At 72.8% G+C, this 18084-nt stretch carries 19 protein-coding genes; 12 read left to right on the forward strand and 7 right to left on the reverse strand.

The window, feature by feature from the left end:
* Positions 1 to 18: 18 nt before the first annotated feature.
* Complete coding sequence (locus AB0H87_RS21625) at positions 19 to 1506, reverse strand: hypothetical protein (RefSeq protein WP_360148250.1); 1488 nt, start codon at positions 1504 to 1506, stop codon at positions 19 to 21.
* Between the two features lie 160 nt (positions 1507 to 1666).
* On the opposite strand from AB0H87_RS21625, the gene AB0H87_RS21630 reads away from it, so the two are divergent.
* Both AB0H87_RS21630 and AB0H87_RS21635 read left to right on the forward strand, forming a co-directional pair.
* Positions 1667 to 2158 (forward strand): SigE family RNA polymerase sigma factor, encoded by a 492-nt coding sequence (locus tag AB0H87_RS21630; RefSeq protein ID WP_360148253.1) that lies wholly within the window; start codon positions 1667 to 1669, stop codon positions 2156 to 2158.
* On the forward strand, positions 2155 to 3201 hold the full coding sequence (locus tag AB0H87_RS21635) for an LCP family protein (protein ID WP_360148256.1): 1047 nt from the start codon (positions 2155 to 2157) through the stop codon (positions 3199 to 3201). Before AB0H87_RS21630 ends, AB0H87_RS21635 begins: the two co-directional genes overlap by 4 nt.
* Here AB0H87_RS21635 and AB0H87_RS21640 read toward each other — a convergent pair.
* Complete coding sequence (locus AB0H87_RS21640) at positions 3198 to 3377, reverse strand: hypothetical protein (protein WP_360148259.1); 180 nt, start codon at positions 3375 to 3377, stop codon at positions 3198 to 3200. The genes AB0H87_RS21635 and AB0H87_RS21640 overlap by 4 nt on opposite strands.
* 113 nt (positions 3378 to 3490) lie before the next feature.
* On the opposite strand from AB0H87_RS21640, the gene AB0H87_RS21645 reads away from it, so the two are divergent.
* The 3 genes from AB0H87_RS21645 (at position 3491) to AB0H87_RS21655 (ending at position 6085) form a co-directional block, all read left to right on the forward strand.
* Positions 3491 to 3877 (forward strand): phage holin family protein, encoded by a 387-nt coding sequence (locus AB0H87_RS21645; protein WP_360148262.1) that lies wholly within the window; start codon positions 3491 to 3493, stop codon positions 3875 to 3877.
* Between the two features lie 96 nt (positions 3878 to 3973).
* Positions 3974 to 4999, forward strand: coding sequence for a class II fructose-bisphosphate aldolase (gene fbaA / locus AB0H87_RS21650; protein WP_360148265.1), 1026 nt, complete (start codon positions 3974 to 3976; stop codon positions 4997 to 4999).
* A gap of 69 nt (positions 5000 to 5068) precedes the next feature.
* Positions 5069 to 6085: an SEC-C domain-containing protein gene (locus tag AB0H87_RS21655; RefSeq protein ID WP_360148268.1), complete on the forward strand. Its 1017-nt coding sequence runs from the start codon at positions 5069 to 5071 to the stop codon at positions 6083 to 6085.
* Here AB0H87_RS21655 and AB0H87_RS21660 read toward each other — a convergent pair.
* Positions 6082 to 7266: a hypothetical protein gene (locus AB0H87_RS21660; protein WP_360148271.1), complete on the reverse strand. Its 1185-nt coding sequence runs from the start codon at positions 7264 to 7266 to the stop codon at positions 6082 to 6084. The genes AB0H87_RS21655 and AB0H87_RS21660 overlap by 4 nt on opposite strands.
* Before the next feature lie 90 nt (positions 7267 to 7356).
* On the opposite strand from AB0H87_RS21660, the gene AB0H87_RS21665 reads away from it, so the two are divergent.
* The gene (locus AB0H87_RS21665) at positions 7357 to 7779 is read left to right on the forward strand and encodes a DUF3151 domain-containing protein (protein WP_360148274.1); all 423 of its coding nucleotides are present in this window, start codon (positions 7357 to 7359) and stop codon (positions 7777 to 7779) included.
* On the opposite strand, the gene AB0H87_RS21670 is transcribed toward AB0H87_RS21665, so the two are convergent.
* Both AB0H87_RS21670 and AB0H87_RS21675 read right to left on the reverse strand, forming a co-directional pair.
* On the reverse strand, positions 7776 to 9767 hold the full coding sequence (locus AB0H87_RS21670) for a chromosome partitioning protein (RefSeq protein ID WP_360148277.1): 1992 nt from the start codon (positions 9765 to 9767) through the stop codon (positions 7776 to 7778). The genes AB0H87_RS21665 and AB0H87_RS21670 overlap by 4 nt on opposite strands.
* 50 nt (positions 9768 to 9817) lie before the next feature.
* Positions 9818 to 10762, reverse strand: a complete 945-nt coding sequence (locus AB0H87_RS21675; protein WP_360148280.1) for a diacylglycerol kinase family protein — start codon at positions 10760 to 10762, stop codon at positions 9818 to 9820.
* Between the two features lie 91 nt (positions 10763 to 10853).
* Between AB0H87_RS21675 and AB0H87_RS21680 the strand changes: the two genes are divergently transcribed.
* The 4 genes from AB0H87_RS21680 (at position 10854) to AB0H87_RS21695 (ending at position 14886) form a co-directional block, all read left to right on the forward strand.
* Positions 10854 to 12149: an adenylosuccinate synthase gene (locus AB0H87_RS21680; RefSeq protein ID WP_360148283.1), complete on the forward strand. Its 1296-nt coding sequence runs from the start codon at positions 10854 to 10856 to the stop codon at positions 12147 to 12149.
* Positions 12150 to 12160: 11 nt separating this feature from the next.
* Positions 12161 to 13405 carry a phosphoribosylamine--glycine ligase gene (gene purD / locus AB0H87_RS21685; protein WP_360148286.1) on the forward strand — a complete coding sequence of 415 codons (1245 nt, stop codon included), beginning with the start codon at positions 12161 to 12163 and terminating at the stop codon, positions 13403 to 13405.
* An 88-nt stretch (positions 13406 to 13493) separates the two neighbouring features.
* The gene (locus tag AB0H87_RS21690; protein ID WP_360148289.1) at positions 13494 to 14072 is read left to right on the forward strand and encodes a hypothetical protein; all 579 of its coding nucleotides are present in this window, start codon (positions 13494 to 13496) and stop codon (positions 14070 to 14072) included.
* 7 nt (positions 14073 to 14079) lie between these two features.
* Entirely contained in the window at positions 14080 to 14886 is an 807-nt protein-coding gene (locus tag AB0H87_RS21695; RefSeq protein ID WP_360148292.1) for a zinc finger domain-containing protein, read from the forward strand.
* Here AB0H87_RS21695 and AB0H87_RS21700 read toward each other — a convergent pair.
* Both AB0H87_RS21700 and AB0H87_RS21705 read right to left on the reverse strand, forming a co-directional pair.
* Positions 14877 to 15425, reverse strand: coding sequence for an N-acetyltransferase (locus tag AB0H87_RS21700; protein WP_360148295.1), 549 nt, complete (start codon positions 15423 to 15425; stop codon positions 14877 to 14879). The genes AB0H87_RS21695 and AB0H87_RS21700 overlap by 10 nt on opposite strands.
* Positions 15422 to 16615: a polysaccharide biosynthesis protein gene (locus AB0H87_RS21705; protein WP_360148298.1), complete on the reverse strand. Its 1194-nt coding sequence runs from the start codon at positions 16613 to 16615 to the stop codon at positions 15422 to 15424. The genes AB0H87_RS21700 and AB0H87_RS21705 overlap by 4 nt, the downstream gene beginning before the upstream one ends.
* Positions 16616 to 16878: 263 nt before the next feature.
* On the opposite strand from AB0H87_RS21705, the gene AB0H87_RS21710 reads away from it, so the two are divergent.
* Entirely contained in the window at positions 16879 to 17505 is a 627-nt protein-coding gene (locus AB0H87_RS21710) for a DUF6230 family protein (protein ID WP_360148301.1), read from the forward strand.
* On the forward strand, positions 17489 to 18084 hold a 596-nt coding region (locus AB0H87_RS21715; protein WP_360148304.1), incomplete at its 3' end, for a DUF6114 domain-containing protein. The genes AB0H87_RS21710 and AB0H87_RS21715, both read left to right, overlap by 17 nt.

Raw genomic sequence — 18084 nt, forward strand, 5'->3', positions numbered from 1 at the left:
GGCGTTCCGAACGGTGTGCTACCTGGCGCCGATCCGCGCCAGGGCGACGGCGCAGGCGCCGCCGACGATCAGGAGGGCGCCGATGCCCGCGAGGGTGCCGGCCGGCGCGCCCGTGATGGGCAGGCCGCGGCGGGCGGCCGGCGGTAGCGCGGGAGTGGCGCGGTTGACCGTGATCGCGGCCTGGTCGTTGGTCGCGTCGAGGTCGCCGGTGTCGGACAGCCGCACCGCGCCGTCGGTCGGGTGCGCCCGGTCGATGCGCAACTCGAAGGCGAACTCGACGGTGAAGTCGGGCCGGACGAGCGGGCCGGGCCGGCAGCGGTAGGCGGCCGCGCCGGGCAGGCCGGCGGCGCCCAGGTCGGTCAGCGGCGCGCATTCAGGCGACACGGCGGTCGCGGTCGTGCCCGACGGGATCGTGATGTCGACGGTGGCCGCCTCGCCGTCGGGCCGCTCCGCCGCGGCCGGGCCGTGGTTGCGGAAGCCGACCGTGACCGGTCGCCGCTCGCCGACGGCGCCGTGCACCGCCGCACCGGACGCGGCGAGGTCCAGTCCGTTGTGGCCGGTCACCGTGACCGACAGCGAGGTGCGGTTGTTGGCCGGCACGGTGTCGGCCTGGTTGGCGGCCCGCAGCAGGAGCTCCGGCGTCAGCGTCAGCTCGCCCTCGGTGCCCGGCTCGCCGCCGGAGTAGCCGTGGCCGGCGAGGAACGCCTCATAGTCCTCCGCCTCGGCGGCGGTGAGCCAGAGCGCCTCGACCGTCTTCGTGCCGGGCGCCGCGGTGTCCGTGCCGAGGGCGAACGGCAGCACCGCGGTGTACTCGGCGCCGGGCGGGAACGTCGCGTCGAACCAGCAGTTGCGGAGCCGGTCCTCCACGTAGACGCAGTTGGAGAACTTGCGGGTGGCGTGGAACGCGTACGCGTCGGTGAAGTAGACCCTCGGCCCTTCCACCGCGGTCGCGCCGGCGACATCGACCCGCAGCGGGAGTGAGAACGTCTCGCCGGGGCGCCGGCTCAGCTCGGTCGCGGGGCCGGCGACGAGGTCGACAGCGGCGCCGACGCGCACCCACGAGCCGGTGAAGACGGGCCGGAGCCCGGCGGCGCGGACGCCCACCTGCAGCGGTCCTTCGCCGACCTCGGCGCCGTCGACCGCGCGGACGACCACGTCGAACTGCCCGGACAGCGGCCCGCTGCCCAGCCGGACCTGCTCCCGGTCGCAGGCCAGGATCGTCGGCTCCACAAGGGAGCAGGGCGCCCCGGCCGGCGCCACGACCTCGACCTGACCGGCCAGCGCGCTGAAGTCGTAGGTGACCACGACGTCGTCGAGCACGACCGGCTCGGCGGAGACCAGCATCACGCCCGCGACCACGCCCGGATGCCCGTCGGCGACGGTCACGTCGCGCATGTCGATCGCGATGTCCTCGGGGGCGGCCAGGGCCGGCGGCGCGGCGAAGACGAGCGCGGCGACCACCGCACCGCATCCGGCGGCGAGCTGGCGCGTGACACGGCTGCCCATCCGGCGTCCTCCCCAGGGATCGACGCGCAGCTTAGTCAGCGGAGATCAAGACCGCGATAGCCCGGCCGGTAGTCTGGCCGAACGGCTGAATATCGGTGATCTTCGCAGCGGTTTCGGTGCCAGTGCGCGTCGTCCTGGCAGAGCCACCCCGGAGGTACCTGTGACGCTGACGTACGAGGAGTTCGCCGATGTGCAACTCGGCAACATGCTCCGGTACGCCGTGATGCTGTGCGGTGACCCGCACCTCGCACAGGACCTCGTGCAGGAGACGATGGTCCGGGTCCAGCTCAACTGGCGGAAGGTGGTGCGCGCCGACGCGCCCGAGCGGTACGTCCGCCGGATGATCACCAACCAGTACCTCGACTGGCGGCGCGGTTCCTGGTTGCGCCGGGTGCTGCTGCGCGCCGAGCCGGACGAGGCGGCGCGGGTCGTACCCGTCGACCACGCCCAGGCCACCGCGGACCGAGACCAGATCTGGAGCTGGCTGGCCCGGTTGCCGAAGGCGCAACGCGCGGCCCTGGTGCTGCGTTACTACGAGGACCTGCCCGACGCCGAGATCGCCGAGATCCTCGGGTGTGCGGTCGGCACGGTCCGGTCGTCGATCTCGCGTGCGCTCGCGACGCTGCGGGCCGAGCTGGTGGAGACCCCATGATCGAAGAGCAACTGCGCGAGACGTTCGAGCGGCACGAGACACTCGCGCCGTCGTCGGCGCCGCTGCGCGAGGCCATCGATCGCGCGGTGCGCCGCCGTCGCCGGCAACGCCGGCTGACCCGGCGGCTGGCCGGCGCGACGCTCGCGGTCGCCGCCGCCCTGTCGCTGCCGTTCGCGTTCCGCGACGCGGTGCAGCCGCCGTTCGTCGGCGACACGTTCCTGCCCGGCGGCGCGCAGACCATGGACCGTCCGCTCACGGTGGCCGTGCTCGGCGTCGACGACGACGGCGGCCGCAGCTACCGGGCCGACACCGTGCTGCTCGCGCACGTGCCGGCCGCCAGCCACACCGCCTACCTGGTGTCGTTGCCGAGCGACCTGCTCGTGGAGATCCCCGGGCGGGGCCGGGCCCGGCTCGGTGAGACGTTCTACTACGGCAGCGAGCGCCGCGACGCGGCTCCGGACCCGGGCGCGGGTGCCGAGCTGACCGCCGGCACGATCACCGCGGCCACCGGGCTCCCGATCGACGCGACGGTGACCGTGCGCTATTCCGGCCTGCGGGCGGTGACCGACGCGCTGGGCGGCGTCGAGATCTGCGTGGACCAGGAGGTGTCGTCGCGGCACTCCGGCCGGGTGTTCCCCGCGGGCTGCCAGCGGCTCGACGGCCGGAGCATGGTCGACCTGCTCCGCCAGCGCTACGGCCTGCCGCACGGCGCCTACGACCGGGACGCCAACGGGCGCGCGTTCGTGCGGGGCCTGCTCGCCGGGGACGTCAACGACCCGGTCCGGCTCGCCCGCGTGGTGCAGGCCGCCTCGGCCGGGATCGACGTGGCCGGCACCGGGATCAGCACCCCCCGGTTGCTGCAGGTGGCCGCCGGGGTCGACACGGTCAGGTCGGTCGACATCGGGTCGAACTTCCGGGGCATCACCATCGACCGGGTCTCGTACCAGCGGCTCGATCCGGCGCTCAGCGCTCCGGTGTTCGCCGCGATCAAGGAGAACCGGCTGACCGAGTGGGCCCAGGCGAACCCCCGGGCCGTGCGCTAGCGGTAGTCGTCCTCCGGGCCGACCGCGCGAGCCTGTTCGACCGCGTCGGCCTCGGGCACGTCCGGGCCTACCCGGACCGCGTCGTCGTCGGGCTCGTTGTCGGGCTCCGCCGGGGTGGCCTGCTCGGTGGCGTCGGCTTCGGGCGCTTCCGGGTCACGCTCGTCGGGCTGGGTCATCGGGCGCCGCCTCCCTTCCTGTTCACCGTACGGCGGCTGCCGGTTGCCCAGTCGGTCACCGCGCCAAACCCTCGGGACAACGGCTGATGCGGGCCGGTGCCACGATGGGTGCCATGGGAATGCTGATCCGGGTGGTCATCAACGCGATCGCCCTGTGGATCACGGCGCTGGTCGTGCCCGGTATCGACGTCGGCGGCAGCAACGCCGGCCGCACCGCGCTGACCGTACTCGTCGTGGCGGTCATCTTCGGGGTCGTCAACGCGGTCCTCAAACCGATCATCAAGGTCGTCGGGTGCGTTTTCTACATCCTGACGCTCGGGTTGATCGCCCTCGTCGTCAACGCGCTCCTCTTCCTGCTCACCGACTGGATCGGTCACCAGTTCGACCTGCCGTTCTTCATCGACGGTTTCTGGCCCGCGTTCTGGGGAGCCATCGTGATGGCGGTGGTGAGCTGGGTGTTGAGCCTGATCGTCCCTGAGCCCCGCGGGGACCGCGACTGACCTGCTTGTCGGGCGGTTCGGCGGTTGCGGAATACTGCCAGGTGGAGGACAGCGCGGTCCGGCATCCGTGACCGGATTAGACAAGGAGCGGCAGACATGCCCATCGCTTCGCCCGAGGTGTACGCCGAAATGCTCGATCGCGCCAAGGCCGGCGCGTTCGCGTACCCCGCAATCAACGTCACCTCGTCGCAGACGCTCAACGCGGCCCTGCGCGGTTTCGCCGAGGCGGAGAGCGACGGCATCATCCAGGTCTCGACCGGCGGTGCCGAATACCTCTCCGGGCCCACGGTCAAGAACATGGTCACCGGCGCCGTGGCGCTCGCCGCCTACGCGCACGAGGTCGCCAAGAACTACAACGTCAACATCGCCCTGCACACGGACCACTGCCCCAAGGACAAGCTCGACAAGTACGTCCGGCCGCTGCTCGCCATCTCCAAGGAGCGGGTCGGTCGGGGCGAGGGGCCGCTGTTCCAGTCGCACATGTGGGACGGCTCGGCCGTGCCGCTCGACGAGAACCTCGACATCGCCGAGGAGCTGCTCGCCGAGGCGGCCGCGGCGCACGTCGTGCTCGAGATCGAGGTCGGCGTGGTCGGCGGCGAGGAAGACGGCGTCGAGAACGCGATCAACCACAAGCTCTACACGACCGTCGAAGACGGCCTCGCCATGGTCGACAAGCTCGGCCTCGGCGAGAAGGGCCGCTACATGGCGGCGCTGACCTTCGGCAACGTGCACGGCGTCTACAAGCCGGGCAACGTCAAGCTCCGTCCGGAGATCCTCAAGGAGATCCAGGACGCGGTCGGCGCCCGCACCGGCAAGGAGAAGCCGCTGTCGCTGGTCTTCCACGGCGGCTCGGGCTCGCTGCTCTCGGAGATCCGCGAGGCGCTCGACTACGGCGTGGTCAAGATGAACATCGACACCGACACGCAGTACGCGTTCACGCGCCCGGTGGCCGACCACATGCTCAAGAACTACGACGGCGTCCTCAAGATCGACGGCGAGGTCGGCAACAAGAAGACCTACGACCCGCGCTCCTGGGGCAAGTCGGCCGAGGAGGGCCTCGCCAAGCGGGTCGCCCTGGCCTGCGAGGACCTGCGCTCGACCGGCACGACCCTGTCGAAGTAATTCAGTCCGCACGAAAGGCCGGCCCCGAATCGCGGGGCCGGCCTTTCGGTTCGAGTAACGAGGTGTCGCGTGCCCGTCGCTTCCGCCCTGAGCGCTGACGAACTGGACCAGCTCGCCGAGGAGGCCGCCGAGCGCGGTGAGCCGACGGCCGGCGCGGCCGAGCTGGTGGCCGTGGTCGACGAGGGCCGGCTGGCCGACCCGCAGGACGACGTCATCGCGCTGGGCCTGGCCGCCGAGCTGCTGTTCCAGGCCGAGGACCTGGCCGGCAGCCTCGCCCTGACCGACCGCACGGCCGACGCGCACCGCGCGCACGGCTCGGCACCCGATCTCGTGCTGATGTTCCGGGCCCGGCTGTTGTTCCTACTCGACCGCGCCGACGAGGCGATGGCCGAGCTGACGCCGCTGCGCCCGCTGCTGACCAGCGACCCGGACGCCGCGGCGGAGATCGCCGAGGCGCTGGTGGCCGGCGGTCGCGGCGACACCGCGCACGAATGGCTGACGTCGGCCGTCGACGAGGCGCGCGCGGCACTGCCCGAGACCGACGAGCTCGACGAGGCCGGTGAGCTGGCCACCGAGATCATGTACGCGCTGGTCACCGCGCGGCACGCCGTGCGGCACGAGCTGGGCCTGCCGCACGACTCGCTGGACGAGATGGCCGAAGAGCTGGAGGCGGCGGCCGAGGAGGAGCACCGCGCCGAGCTGACCGCGGCGCTGAGCGGGCCAGTCCTCTTCTTCACCGCCACCGAGTTCGACCGCCTGGCCGAGCGTCTGCCGGACGTGGCGGAAAGCTGCGGGCCGACCTGGGACGACCATCGCGCCGACATCGAGCGGATCCTGGCGATGGTCGTGGAGGCCGGCATCACGACCGCCCGCGGTATCGTCCCCGGCTCGGCCGACGAGCTGGCCGCGCTCGTGGCCGGGCGCGGCGACGACCCGGTGGACGACGTGGCCTACGACTACGCCGAGGAGCTCGCCGACCGGGGTGTGGGCGTGCCGTGGCCGCCGGCCCGCAACGACGCCTGCTGGTGCGGTTCGGGAGCCAAGTACAAGAAGTGCTGCCTGCCGCGGTCCCGGCAGGGCGACTAGGCCGGCTTGGTCAGCACCCGCACGGCTTCCTGCACGTCGTCGGTGACGTGGATGGTGTCCGACAGGTCGCCGAAGCGGGACAGCGCCATCAGCGGGCGGAGCAGGGCCTCGATCGGGAGCGTCTTCGTCCAGTAGGCGCTGTCCAGGAACACGTACGCGCCGCTCGCGCCGTCCGTGCCGTAGAAGGTCTTGGTCGCCGCCTGGAAGACCTCCTGGACCGTGCCGGCCCGGCCCGGTGCGAAGACGATGCCGCCGCGGGCCAGGCGCAGGATCATGTCCTCGCGGATCGCGTTGGAGAAATACTTCGCGATCCGGCCCGCGAACAGGTTGGCCGGCTCGTGGCCGTACAGCCAGGTCGGGATCGCCAGGCCGCCCTGCCGCGCCCAGTCGTCGCCGGCCGGCGCGAACCGCTCGCGCACCCGCAGCGCCGCGGCGGTGAACGGGTCGTGGTCGAGGAAGTCGGGCGCGACCGCCAGCTCGTCGATCGCGCCGGTCAGGTCCTCGGCCGGCCGCGTGGACAGGAACGAACCGAGGTTGGCGGCCTCCATCACGCCCGGGCCGCCGCCGGTGACCACGAGCTGGCCCGCCCGGGTCAGCTCCCAGCCGAGGGTCGCGGCCAGCCGGTACGCCGCCGATCCGCGCGGCACGGCGTGGCCACCCATCACGCCGACCACCGTGTCGGCGCCGTGCCCGGCGATCCAGGTTTTCGTCAGGTCGGCCAGGCCGTTGTCGATCGCGTGGTCGTGCAGCCGCTGCGCCAGCGCCTCCCGGACGTCCGGCGTCGCGCCGCCCGCCGCGCGGAAGTGCGCGTAGACCACCGTGTCGTACATGCCGGCGAAACCGCCCTCGGCGAACCCGGCCGACAGGTCCGCCGGGGTGTAGAGCCGGGACGGGTGGCTCGGGTACGGCAATGCCGGGAAGCCGGGAATCACGTGCGCACCGCGCAGCACCAGCGCGGCCTCGATCTCGGGGGTCTCGAACCGGCAGCCGACGAACAGCGTGCCGGTCAGGTCGACGCCGGCCAGCTCCGGGATCGGGTCCAGGTCGAGGCGCAGGCCCTGCACGGTCAGGCCGGCCAGGCTGCGGCGGCGGAGGTGGTGGTCGAGCTCGGCCCGGGACTCGATCTCGTCGGGGGTCGAGTCGGGCAGGGCGACGATGTCGGCGGGGGGTGGGGTCGGCACGCAAGACAACGTACGCGAGAGCCGCACGCGTGACGAAAGCCTCAGTCGTTGCGCCACCGTCTGCCGGGACGGTCACGGTTGAATGTGCAGATGCAGAACCTCATGCCCGAGCCGCCGGCGACCTTGCTCCCGGTCGACGAGGCGGCGGAGGCCGCCCTGGAGGCGGCCGCGAAGGACGGCAGCGAGGCCGCCTACGAGCGGGCCGCGGCCGCGCACCCGACGTCGAGCGCGGCCTGGGCGGCGCTGGCCCAGCGGGCCATCGACCACGGCCACGCGGTGACCGCGTACGCCTACGCCCGCACCGGCTACCACCGCGGCCTGGACCAGCTCCGCCGCAACGGCTGGAAGGGGCACGGCCCGGTGCCGTGGTCCCACGAGGGCAACCGGGGTTTCCTGCACAGCCTCTACGTGCTCTCCCGGGCCGCCGACCAGATCGGTGAGTCCGACGAGGCCGCGCGGTGCGCCCAGTTCGTCCGCGACTGCGACCCGGCGGCGGCCGACGCCCTGGGCTAAAGGCCTTCGGCGACGGCGGCGGCGATCTTCAGCCAGGCGTCGCGGGTCTCCCGGCTCAGGCCGGCGTACCGCAGCGGCTCGCCCGTGTCGATCAACCGCTCGTAGGGCGCGAGCAGCACCGACCGCGTGCGCGCGGCGAAGTGGCTCTCGATCGGCGGCAGGTCGATCTCGCGGCGGGACGGCGGCATCGACACCACGGTGACGGCCTGCCGGACCAGGCGGTGGCGGCCGGTCTGCTCGAGGTGGTCGAGCATGCGGGCGGCGGTCTCGGCGGAGTCGTTGCGGGCCGACATCGTCACCACGAGCTGGTCGGTCGCGTCGATCGCGGCCTGCCAGTTCTGCGCGCGTACGTTGTTGCCGGTGTCCACGAAGATCAACTTGTAGAAGCGGCTGACCACGTCGCGGATGTGCGCGAAGGCCGCGGCCGTGAGCATCTCGCCGGCCGTGGCGGACTCGTCCGAGGCCAGCACGTCGAACATGCCCTCGCCCTGTGCGCGTACGTACTGCGAGAGGTCACCGACCCGCCCCTGCGCACCGCGGAACTGGGCGAGGTCGCGCAGCAGGTCCCGCACGGTGCGGTTGTGGAAGTCCTGCTGGGCGCGCATGCCGAGGGTGCCCTGGGTCTCGTTGTTGTCCCAGGCCAGCACGTAGCCGCCGCGCTTCTGCCCGAACGTCATCGCCAGCAGCAGGATCGCCACGGTCTTGCCCGCGCCGCCCTTCGGGTTGACCACGGTGACCTGGCGCAGGCCGCCGAAGTTGCGGCGGATGGTGTCGATCTCCTGGCGCCGCTCCCGCTCGTGGGCGCCCGGCGGCAGCTTGACGAGGCCCATCGACGATCTGTTGAGCACGGCCCGCACGCCGCTCGTGGCGACGGGGTCCGGCGCGCGCATGGCCCGGCGGCGCGCGAAGTCGTCGGCGGTCGGCACGGCACCGTCAGGCGCCCACTCGGCGCGCGGGCTCGCGGTCGCGGGCGGCATGGACGGGGTCGGCATCCGGTAGACGCCCTGCTGCGGCACCTCGACGACCCCGGGCGCGATCTCCTGGTGCTGTACGGGTGGCGGGTCCGGCTGCGCGGCCGGCTCGGCCGCGACGGGGCGCGGCGGTGGGGTGACCGGGTAGGCGGCGGTCGGGTGCGCCGCGGGCCCCTCCGCCGGCTGCGGTGCCGTGGTCGGCGGGCGTTGCGGCGGCTGTGCCCAGGGCGTGCCGGCGACCTGCCCGTCGGCGGAGCGCTGCATCGGCACCGCGGCGGACTGGTCCGCGGGCGGCTGGTCTGCCATCGGCCGCGGACCGTCGCCGTTGCTCGCCGCCGGTGCCGCCTGATGGGGCGGCGCCGCGGCGGGGCGCGGCGGGGCAGCGGCTGGCATCTGATGCGACGGCGGCGGAGCCGCGTCGCCGGTCTGGTGCGGCGGCGATGCGCCCGCGTCGGTCTCGTGGGGCGGGTGTCCACCGGGTCCGGTCTGGTGCGATGCCGGAACGGCGGCATCTGCGCCGTGTGGTCCTGGGCCATGCGGTGCCCGAGCAGCGGGTCCAGCGGCGTGGGGCGGCGGCGTAGCGGCAGGTTGGCCGTGTTGCGCGGCCGGAACACCGTGGTGGGGCGGTGCCGGTGGAGCGGGAGGTTGGCCTGGATGAGGCGGTCGCGGGGCCGAGCCGGCGTTGTGCGGCGGTGGTGGTGGTGGGGCGGGCGGGCGGTGGTGGTGCGTGGACTGCGGTGCGAAGGCCCCTGGCGGGAAGGCGCCCGGCTGTGCCGGCGCGGCCATGCCCGGCCGGTTGATCGGCGGGGGCGCGGGCGGCGCCGGCACTCGGATCGGGGGTGGCGGTGGCGGCACCGGCGGGCCGCCGTGCACCAGGTCGTCGCCGTCGTGGTCGGTCGACCCGGTCGCGGGCTCGTCCGGCGGCCACGGCTGACCGGCGCCGTGCCACTGCGCCGAGCCGTTGCCGTTGGGCCGGTAGACCCGGTCCGAATCGTCAACCACAGTGGTCACCTCCATCAACATCCGTCACACCAGCCCCAAGAGTAAGGCGAGTTGGCGGCTGGAGGTCAGCCCGTATAGACGGCCCACGCTCCCGGCTCGATCCACCACGATCGTTTCCGGGTCAGGTTGCCCGCGACGCCGTCGTCGACGAACGGGATCTCGCCGTCCCGCGGCAGCACGGCAACCGCCCGCCCGCGGGCGCGGCGCACCTCGACGCGGACCTTGGCCTTGCCGAGCAGCGACCGCGACACGACCGGCACGGCGACGGCGACCTCGATCTGCCCGGAGGTCGGGTCGGCGCCGGTCAGCAACGGCAGACCGTCGAGCTCGGCGTAGCCGCCGGCGTTGCCGACCGCGCAGGCCAGCACCGGGTCGTCGCCGTTGGTGAGCACCGCGTCGTCGACCTCGACCCGGCCGCGCCAGCTTCCGAGCTGCCCCTCGGCCTGGCCGCCGATCAGCGCGCCGTCGAGGGTGACCGAGCCTGCGTCGGTGCGCAGCAGGTCGACCCGCCGCACCGCGCCGCCGAGTGCGGCCGCCGCCACCGCGGCCGGGTCGCGCGGCAGGCCGAGTTGCGCCACCAGGTCGGCGGAGGCCGGGCCCATCGGCAGCACGGCCAGCGCCGGCAGGTCGGGCACGGTCCGGTTGTCGGCGAGGTCCGCGGGCCGGCGGCTGGGCGGTGGCGCGTACCGGCGGACCAGCCGCCGCACGACGTGCCGCAACTGACCGTCGGTGGCGATGGCCACCACCAGCCGGGTCTTGCTGTCGGCCTCGGGCCAGGTCAGGCCGTCCTCGCGGGCGGGGCCGTCGAACCGGGCCAGGACGGCGTCGATGTCCTTGTCGGCGTGCGCGGTGACCGTCTCGACCCGGGCACCGGCGGCGCGGAGCGCGTCCAGACACGCCCGAACCGGCGCGCGCAGGGTGTCGGCCTTGGCGTGCGAGTCACAGCTGTCCGCGCCGCAACACGCCGCACCAGCCCCTTCGGCAAGGGTCAGCAGCACCACGTCGTACAAAATGGTTCTCCGGTTTGTTGTTAGCCTGACACTTCGGGCTCGCCAAGTGGTCGCCACCCTGGCACCCGGGCCCCGTGGAGGCGGTCGAAAGATGCCAGCGATAGTGCTTCTCGGCGCGCAGTGGGGCGACGAGGGCAAAGGCAAGGTTACCGACCTGCTTGGCGGGCAGGTCGACTACGTGGTCCGGTACTCGGGCGGCAACAACGCCGGACACACGGTGATCACCCCGGACGGGCAGAAGTACGCGCTGCACCTGATGCCGTCCGGTGCTCTCTCGCCGAACGCCGTGATCGTCATCGGCAACGGCGTCGTGATCGACCCGAAGGTGCTGCTGGCCGAGATCGACGGGCTCGCGGAGCGTGGCGTGGACGTGTCCCGCCTGCGCATCTCCGGCGACGCGCACCTGATCATGCCGCACCACCGGGCACTGGACCGCGTCGTCGAGCGCTACCTCGGCTCGGCGCGGATCGGCACCACGGGCCGGGGGATCGGTCCCGCCTACGGCGACAAGGTCGCGCGGATGGGCATCCGGGTGCAGGACCTGCTCGACCCGGGCATCCTGCGGAAGAAGCTCGAGCTGACCCTGCGGGAGAAGAACCAGACCCTGTTCAAGGTCTACAACCGCAAGGCGATCGACGCGGACGCGGTGGTCGAGGAATACCTGGCGTACGCCGAGCGGCTGCGCCCGTACATCGCCGAGACCCGCGAGATCCTCTGGTCGGCGCTGGACCGCGGCGAGATCGTGCTGATGGAGGGCGCCCAGGCCACCATGCTCGACATGGACCACGGCACCTATCCGTTCGTGACGTCGTCCAACCCGACCGCGGGTGGCGCCTGCGTCGGCGCCGGCATCCCGCCGACCAAGGTCACCCAGGTGATCGGCGTTGCCAAGGCGTACACCACCCGGGTCGGCTCCGGGCCCTTCCCCACGGAGCTGTTCGACGAGAACGGCGCGCACCTGCGCAAGATCGGTGCCGAGTACGGCACGACGACCGGTCGCGAGCGCCGCTGCGGCTGGTTCGACGCGGTGGTCGCGCGCTACGCGGTGCGGCTCAACGGCATCACCGACCTGGTGATCACCAAGCTCGACGTGCTGACCGGGCTGGAGAAGGTGCCGATCTGCGTCGGTTACGAGATCAATGGCGAGATCCACTCCGACATGCCGATGTCGCAGACGGACTTCCACCACGCCGTGCCGGTCTACGAGGAGCACGACGGCTGGTGGGAGGACATCTCCAAGGCGCGCTCGTTCGCCGAGCTGCCGCCCGCGGCGCGGTCCTACGTGGAGCGGATCGAGCAGCTCTGCGGTGCCCAGGTGTCGGTCATCGGAGTGGGACCGGGCCGCGAGGAGAACGTCGTGCGGCACGAGCTTCTGCGTACCGCCTAGGATCGGACATCGTGCGCGTTCTTCTCATTGGTAGTGGTGGGCGTGAGCACGCCCTCGCCATCGGTCTCGCTTCCTCGCCCGGCGTCACGCTGATCGCGGCGCCCGGCAACCCGGGCATCGCCGAGGTCGCCGAGCTGCGTCCGGTCGACGCGATGAACCCCGACGCGGTGGCCGCGCTGGCCGTCGAGGTCGGCGCGGACCTGGTCGTGGTCGGCCCGGAGGCGCCGCTCGTGGCGGGGGTCGCCGACGCGGTGCGGGCCAAGGGCATCCCGTGCTTCGGCCCGACCGCGGCGGCCGCCGAGATCGAGGGCTCCAAGACCTTCGCGAAGGACGTCATGCACGCCGCGGGTGTGCCGACCGCAGGCTCGGTGTCGACCACCGACCTCGACGAGGTCGCCGCGGCGCTGGACCGGTTCGGCGCGCCGTACGTGGTCAAGGACGACGGGCTGGCGGCCGGCAAGGGCGTCCTGGTCACGGACGACCGGGACGCCGCGCTGGCGCACGCCGCGGCCTGCGGCCGGGTGGTGATCGAGGAATACCTCGCCGGGCCCGAGGTCTCGTTGTTCGTGGTCACCGACGGCGAGACGGCGGTGCCGCTGCAGCCCGCGCAGGACTTCAAGCGGATCGGCGAGGGCGACACCGGGCTGAACACCGGCGGCATGGGGGCGTACACGCCGCTGCCGTGGGCGCCGCCGTCGCTCGTACCGGACGTGTTGGAGCAGGTCGTCCACCCGACGCTGGCCGAGATGCGGCGGCGCGGGCGACCGTTCGCCGGGCTGCTCTACGTCGGTCTGGCGTTGACCCGGACCGGTCCGCGTGTGATCGAGTTCAACGCCCGGTTCGGCGACCCGGAGACGCAGGTCGTGCTCGCCATGCTGGAGACGCCGTTGGCCGGGCTGCTCCGGGCGGCGGCGACCGGCACGCTCGCGGCGGAGCCGCCGTTGCGCTGGCGGCCGGGGGCGGCGGTGACCGTCGTGATCGCGTCGGCCGGCTATCCCGAGTCGTCGCGGTCCGGCGACGTGATCACCGGTGCCGAGGGCGCCGGGTTCATCCACGCGGGCACCGCGCGCTCCTCCTCCGGTGACCTGGTCACCGCCGGGGGACGGGTGCTCTCGGTGACCGCGACCGGCGTCGACCTCGCGGCCGCCCGGGACGCCGCGTACGCCCTCGTCGACCGGGTCACGATGGCCGGCGCGGTGATCAGGCGCGACATCGCGCTCGCGGCGGCCGAGGGTCGGGTCAAGGTCCCGGAGTAACCGGATCGGGCGGTCGTCGGGAACGCGACGGTGACGCGGCACGAAAGCGGGATTCGCCCAGCTCTATCGGTTCGTAGCGTGGTGTGCCATGAGGACCTTCCGGATCCCGCTCGTGCTGATCGCCGCCGCGACGGCGGCGCTGTTGTCGGCCTGCGGCGACAAGCCCGGCACCGACCTGGCGTCCGGCACGCCGACGCCCAAGTCCTATGTGATCGGCGAGGACACGCCGACGGACGCCGACGTGAGCCCGACCCCGGCGCCGACCACCAAGGAGCCGTCCGGCGGCAACGACGGCGGTGGTGGCGAGCAGCGGAAGGATCCCTGGATCTCGTACTTCCGGGTCAAGCAGACGCCGAGGTGCCCGTCCGGGCAATGGCCCAACGGGCGCGAGGTCGTCGTCGAGTGGAAGGTGACCGGCACCGACAAGGTCACGCTCTCAGTCGACGGCCCGGGCGTCTACAAGAGCTACGGCGCGTCCGGCTCGGAGACCCTGTCCTTCCCCTGCGGCGACTGGGGCCCCGGCGAGACCGCGAAGCACACCTACCTGTTGTCGACGGTCGGCGGTGGCCCCGTGGCGACGAAGGAGATCACGGCTACGGCTACGGTCAGCGGGGGGCCGACCGGCACCCCGTCGCCCGCGGCCGAGGCGGCGCCCGACGCACCCTGAGGTAGCGATGCCGGAAGGTCACACGATCCATCGCCTGGCGGCCCGGCACCGTGAGCTGTTCGTCGGGCACAAGATCGACCTGAGCAGCCCGCAGGGGCGGTTCGCGGAAGGCGCGGCGCTGCTCTCCGGGACGTTGCTGACCGGGACCGAGGCGCACGGGAAGCATCTGCTCCACCACTACGCCGACGGCTCGACCGTGCACGTGCACCTCGGCCTCTACGGCACGGTGACCGACGGCGCCGGCGAGCCACCACCGCCGGTCGGGCAGGTGCGGATGCGGATGGTCGGCGGCGGGCACTGGCTGGACCTGCGCGGGCCGACGGACTGTTCGGTGCTGCTGCCGCCCGAGGTCGACGCGCTGCGGGCGCGGCTCGGCGCCGACCCGTTGCGACCGGACGCTTCCCCTGCCGCGGCGGTCGCGCGGATCGTCCGCAGCGGCGCGGCGATCGCGGCCCTGCTGCTGGACCAGTCGATCATCGCGGGGTCCGGGCTGGTCTACACGAGCGAGGTGCTCTTCCGGGCAGGGATCGGGCCGACCCGGCCGGGGCGGTCGCTCTCCGCGGACCAGGTCCTCGCCCTGTGGACGGACCTGCGCGGGCTGATGGCCGAAGGGGTCGTCCTGGGCCGGATCGACACCGTGCACAGTCAGCACCTGCCGGAGGCGATGGGGCGGGCGCCGCGGGTGGACCGGCACGGTGGCGAGGTCTACGTCTACCGGCGGACCGGTCAGCCCTGCCTGATCTGCGGCACGCCGGTGGCGCGGGCCGGGCTGGCGGGGCGCAACTCCTACTGGTGCCCGGTGTGTCAGGCCTGAGGGTCGCGCAGGCCCACGCAGTCCAGTGCCCAGAACGTTTCCGCGTACACCACGGTGCCGGTCATCCACGGCTCGTACGCGCTCAGCTTGACGACCTGGAACGCGGCGTCCGGGATGCGCAGGCTCGGCTTGCGGAAGCCGAGCGGCCCGCCCGGCTGGAAACCGCGCTCGCGGTAGTAGGCCGGGTCACCTTCCAGGAACAGCAGCGGCGCTCCGCTCTGGTCGGCGGCCTCGATCGCCTTGGCCACGAGCAGCGTGCCGAGCCCGCGGCGCTGGTGTTGGGGCAGCACGCCGAGCGGTGACAGCACCAGGACGTCGACCAGCTTCCGCGGGGCGTCCAGCCAGGAGTGGGTGAGCAGCACGTGGCCGGCGAGCGCACCGTCGACCACGGCGACGTAGCCGCTCGGCGGCAACGCCGCCGGCCGCAGCCGCAACTGGTCGACCAGGCGCGGCACCAGGTCGTCCCCGAACGCGCCGGCGTGGATCTCGCGGACCGCTGCCGCGTCGTCCGGGGTCTCGGGCCTGATGGCGACGGTCAACGCTTGGTCCTCCCGATCGTGCAGAGTGCGAGGGCGAGAAGCGCGGCGCCGAGCGCGCTCCACATGACGCCCTCCAGCGAGTGCGGCGCGAAGAACTCGGCGACGACGACCAGGGCGCCGCAGGCCACCCAGACCGGCGCCGCCGCCCGCTTGGTGCCGGTGGCGACCCGGTCGTTGACCAGCACGAACACCAGCGCGTAGACGGCGCCGGTGGCGGCAAAGACCGCGGCGTAGTGGCCGAGATGGGTGTAGTCCGGGCCGCCGGCGACCCGGAACGCGAAGCCGCCGAACAGCGCGGACGCGGCGACCAGGACCGCGCCGCACGCGGCGACCATCAGCAGCGCGAGGCGCAGGGCGCGGCGGTTGCCCTGGGCCAGCCGGGGCAGGGCGAGCACGGTCACGACCTGCGGAGCCCACAGCGCGCCCTTGGTCAACACCGTGCCGACGGAGTACGCGCCGGAGGTGTCGGCCGGCAGCAGGTAGCGGGCGAGCAGCAGGTCGGCCCAGGCGATGACGAGCATGGCCAGGGACGCCGAGCAGGCGGTCAGGACCTCGCGGCCGCTGATCGCGTCGGCGACGGGTGGCTTCCGGCTGTGGCACAGGACGAGCAGGATCGGCGGCACGAGCCAGGCGACCACGGCACCGGCCACGAGTGACGTGGTGAGGCCGGCGCCGGCGAGCAGCGCGGCGATCAGCCCGCCGTAGCGGCCGACCGCGAGCATCACCATCCCGGCCGCGAGGCGCAGGAAGCGCTGGTCGCCCTGCATCTCGCCGAGCCGGCGACCGGCGTAGACGGTGGGCACGGTGGCGAGCACGGCCAGCAGCGGGTATTGCACCGGCAGGTCGAGCACCGGCACCACCGCGGGCGTGAGGACCAGCAGCCCGCCGGCGCTGACGGCGGTGGTCACCAGGCTGATCCGGGCGGTCGACGCGGCGCCGTTGCGGGCGCGGTGCACGGCGATCGCGATCTGCAGCCCGAGGCCCGGCACCGACGCGATCGCGGCGAGACCGAGCACGGTGGCCAGCGCGCTGAGGTCGGCGCTGCTGAGCTGACGGGCGCCGATCACCGGGACGAGGTAGCCGAGCACGTTGGTCAGGGCGCCGGCGATCGCGACCGCGGCACCGGCTTTGGCGATCCGCCGGGTGCGGGTGGAGGCCGGCGCGACCCGGCGGACGGTCAGCCCAGACACGCCGTGCAGCCTACGGCCCAAACGGTTTCGGCCGTCGCCGTTATCAAATCGTGACACATCGATGTGCTTGTCACGCAGCGTACGAACGCTGGCATGGTCTGCCCTCCTTTGTGGGGTTTCGCGGCGTCGATCTTGATCGCAGTCGGTTGTTTCGGGCCACATTGCTGTTACCGCCGGGTAACCGGTGTCTTGTGAGGCCAGTCGCACAGGAGCACCATCGGTCCGTTCTCGGTTACCAGTGAGTAACGCGCGTAGGAGGAACCGTGTCGGAACCCCTTGAAACAACGCGGGGACGGACCCGCTGGCGGCGGTTCGCCGCGCTCACCCTGCCCGCCTTGGCGGCAGTCGGCTTCGTCGTCTTCGGCATGAGCAGCGGCGCCATCGCGGCGTCGTTCGCGGTGTCCGGCCAGACCTTCAAGGTGTCGGCGGACAAGCTGGTGGGCGACGGCTTCGTCCAGTACGGCAGCATCGTCGAGGACGGCAAGGGCAACGACCACCCGGTCGCGGTGTCCGGCATCAACCGCGCGACGCTGACGAACCTGTGCCAGTCGGTCAAGGTGCCTGGCATGCCGGTCGTGCTGACCATCAACGCCGGCGGCAACGGCAAGCCCGCCCGGGCCAGCAACATGCTCATCGACATGACCGAGCTGCAGGGCGACGCCACCTTCACCAACATCGAGATCGGCCGGGACGCCGGCACGCTGAACAAGGCCAACTCGAAGGGCCAAGCGGGCTCGTTCGGCCAGCAGGCCGACCGCGTCGTCATCAATGACCTCAAGCAGACCGCCTGGTCGACCTCGGCCGGCACGTTCACCCTCACGGGCCTGCGCCTGAAGGTCAACGTCGGCGCCGACGCCAAGGAATGTTTCGAGGATGAGCCTGCCGTCTAGCCCGACCCACGTCCGGCCCGGTTTCGCGGGCCGGGCCTGGCGCGGCTTCCGCCGCTGGCGCCGAACCCGCCCGTTCTGGGGCGGCCTGTTCGTGATCCTCAGCGGTGTGGAGATCTTCCTGACCACGCAGATGAGCCTGGGCGGGTTGAGCTTCCAGCTCGGCCCGACCGGGTTCCTCTCCTGGCTGATCCCCGTGATCCTGATCGCCTGCGGCGTGCTGTCGTGGGCGAGCCCGGCACAACGGATGTTCTACGCGATCGTCGCCGTGGTGACGGCCGTGTTCTCGCTGATCGGCGTCAACCTGGGCGGGTTCTTCCTTGGCCTGATCTTCGGCATCATCGGTGCGGGGCTGGTGTTCGCGTGGACGCCCGGCACACCGGCGGCGGTTCCTTCCGGGGACGGCGCGGACTCGGTCGACGACGCTGACACGGGAGAGCTCCCGGAGTCTTCGGACGGGCTGGTGCCCGGGATCGACGATCCGGAGCGGGACGAGGCTGCTGTTTCCGACCACCCGGTGCCGGCCCAGCCTGGGCCCGCGACCCAGCCGACTCGCTCCGCGGCGCCGGTCGACCGGGGGTC

The organism is Asanoa sp. NPDC050611, from assembly GCF_040654855.1.
In the GTDB taxonomy this organism is placed as follows: domain Bacteria; phylum Actinomycetota; class Actinomycetes; order Mycobacteriales; family Micromonosporaceae; genus Asanoa.

Coding starts and splice junctions, on each gene's coding strand:
- AB0H87_RS21625 (WP_360148250.1), bottom strand. CDS start 1,506: ATGGGCAGCCGTGTCACGCGCCAGCTCGCCGCCGGATGCGGTGCGGTG.
- AB0H87_RS21635 (WP_360148256.1), top strand. CDS start 2,155: ATGATCGAAGAGCAACTGCGCGAGACGTTCGAGCGGCACGAGACACTC.
- AB0H87_RS21640 (WP_360148259.1), bottom strand. CDS start 3,377: ATGACCCAGCCCGACGAGCGTGACCCGGAAGCGCCCGAAGCCGACGCC.
- AB0H87_RS21645 (WP_360148262.1), top strand. CDS start 3,491: ATGGGAATGCTGATCCGGGTGGTCATCAACGCGATCGCCCTGTGGATC.
- fbaA (WP_360148265.1), top strand. CDS start 3,974: ATGCCCATCGCTTCGCCCGAGGTGTACGCCGAAATGCTCGATCGCGCC.
- AB0H87_RS21665 (WP_360148274.1), top strand. CDS start 7,357: ATGCAGAACCTCATGCCCGAGCCGCCGGCGACCTTGCTCCCGGTCGAC.
- AB0H87_RS21670 (WP_360148277.1), bottom strand. CDS start 9,767: ATGGAGGTGACCACTGTGGTTGACGATTCGGACCGGGTCTACCGGCCC.
- AB0H87_RS21680 (WP_360148283.1), top strand. CDS start 10,854: ATGCCAGCGATAGTGCTTCTCGGCGCGCAGTGGGGCGACGAGGGCAAA.
- AB0H87_RS21690 (WP_360148289.1), top strand. CDS start 13,494: ATGAGGACCTTCCGGATCCCGCTCGTGCTGATCGCCGCCGCGACGGCG.
- AB0H87_RS21695 (WP_360148292.1), top strand. CDS start 14,080: ATGCCGGAAGGTCACACGATCCATCGCCTGGCGGCCCGGCACCGTGAG.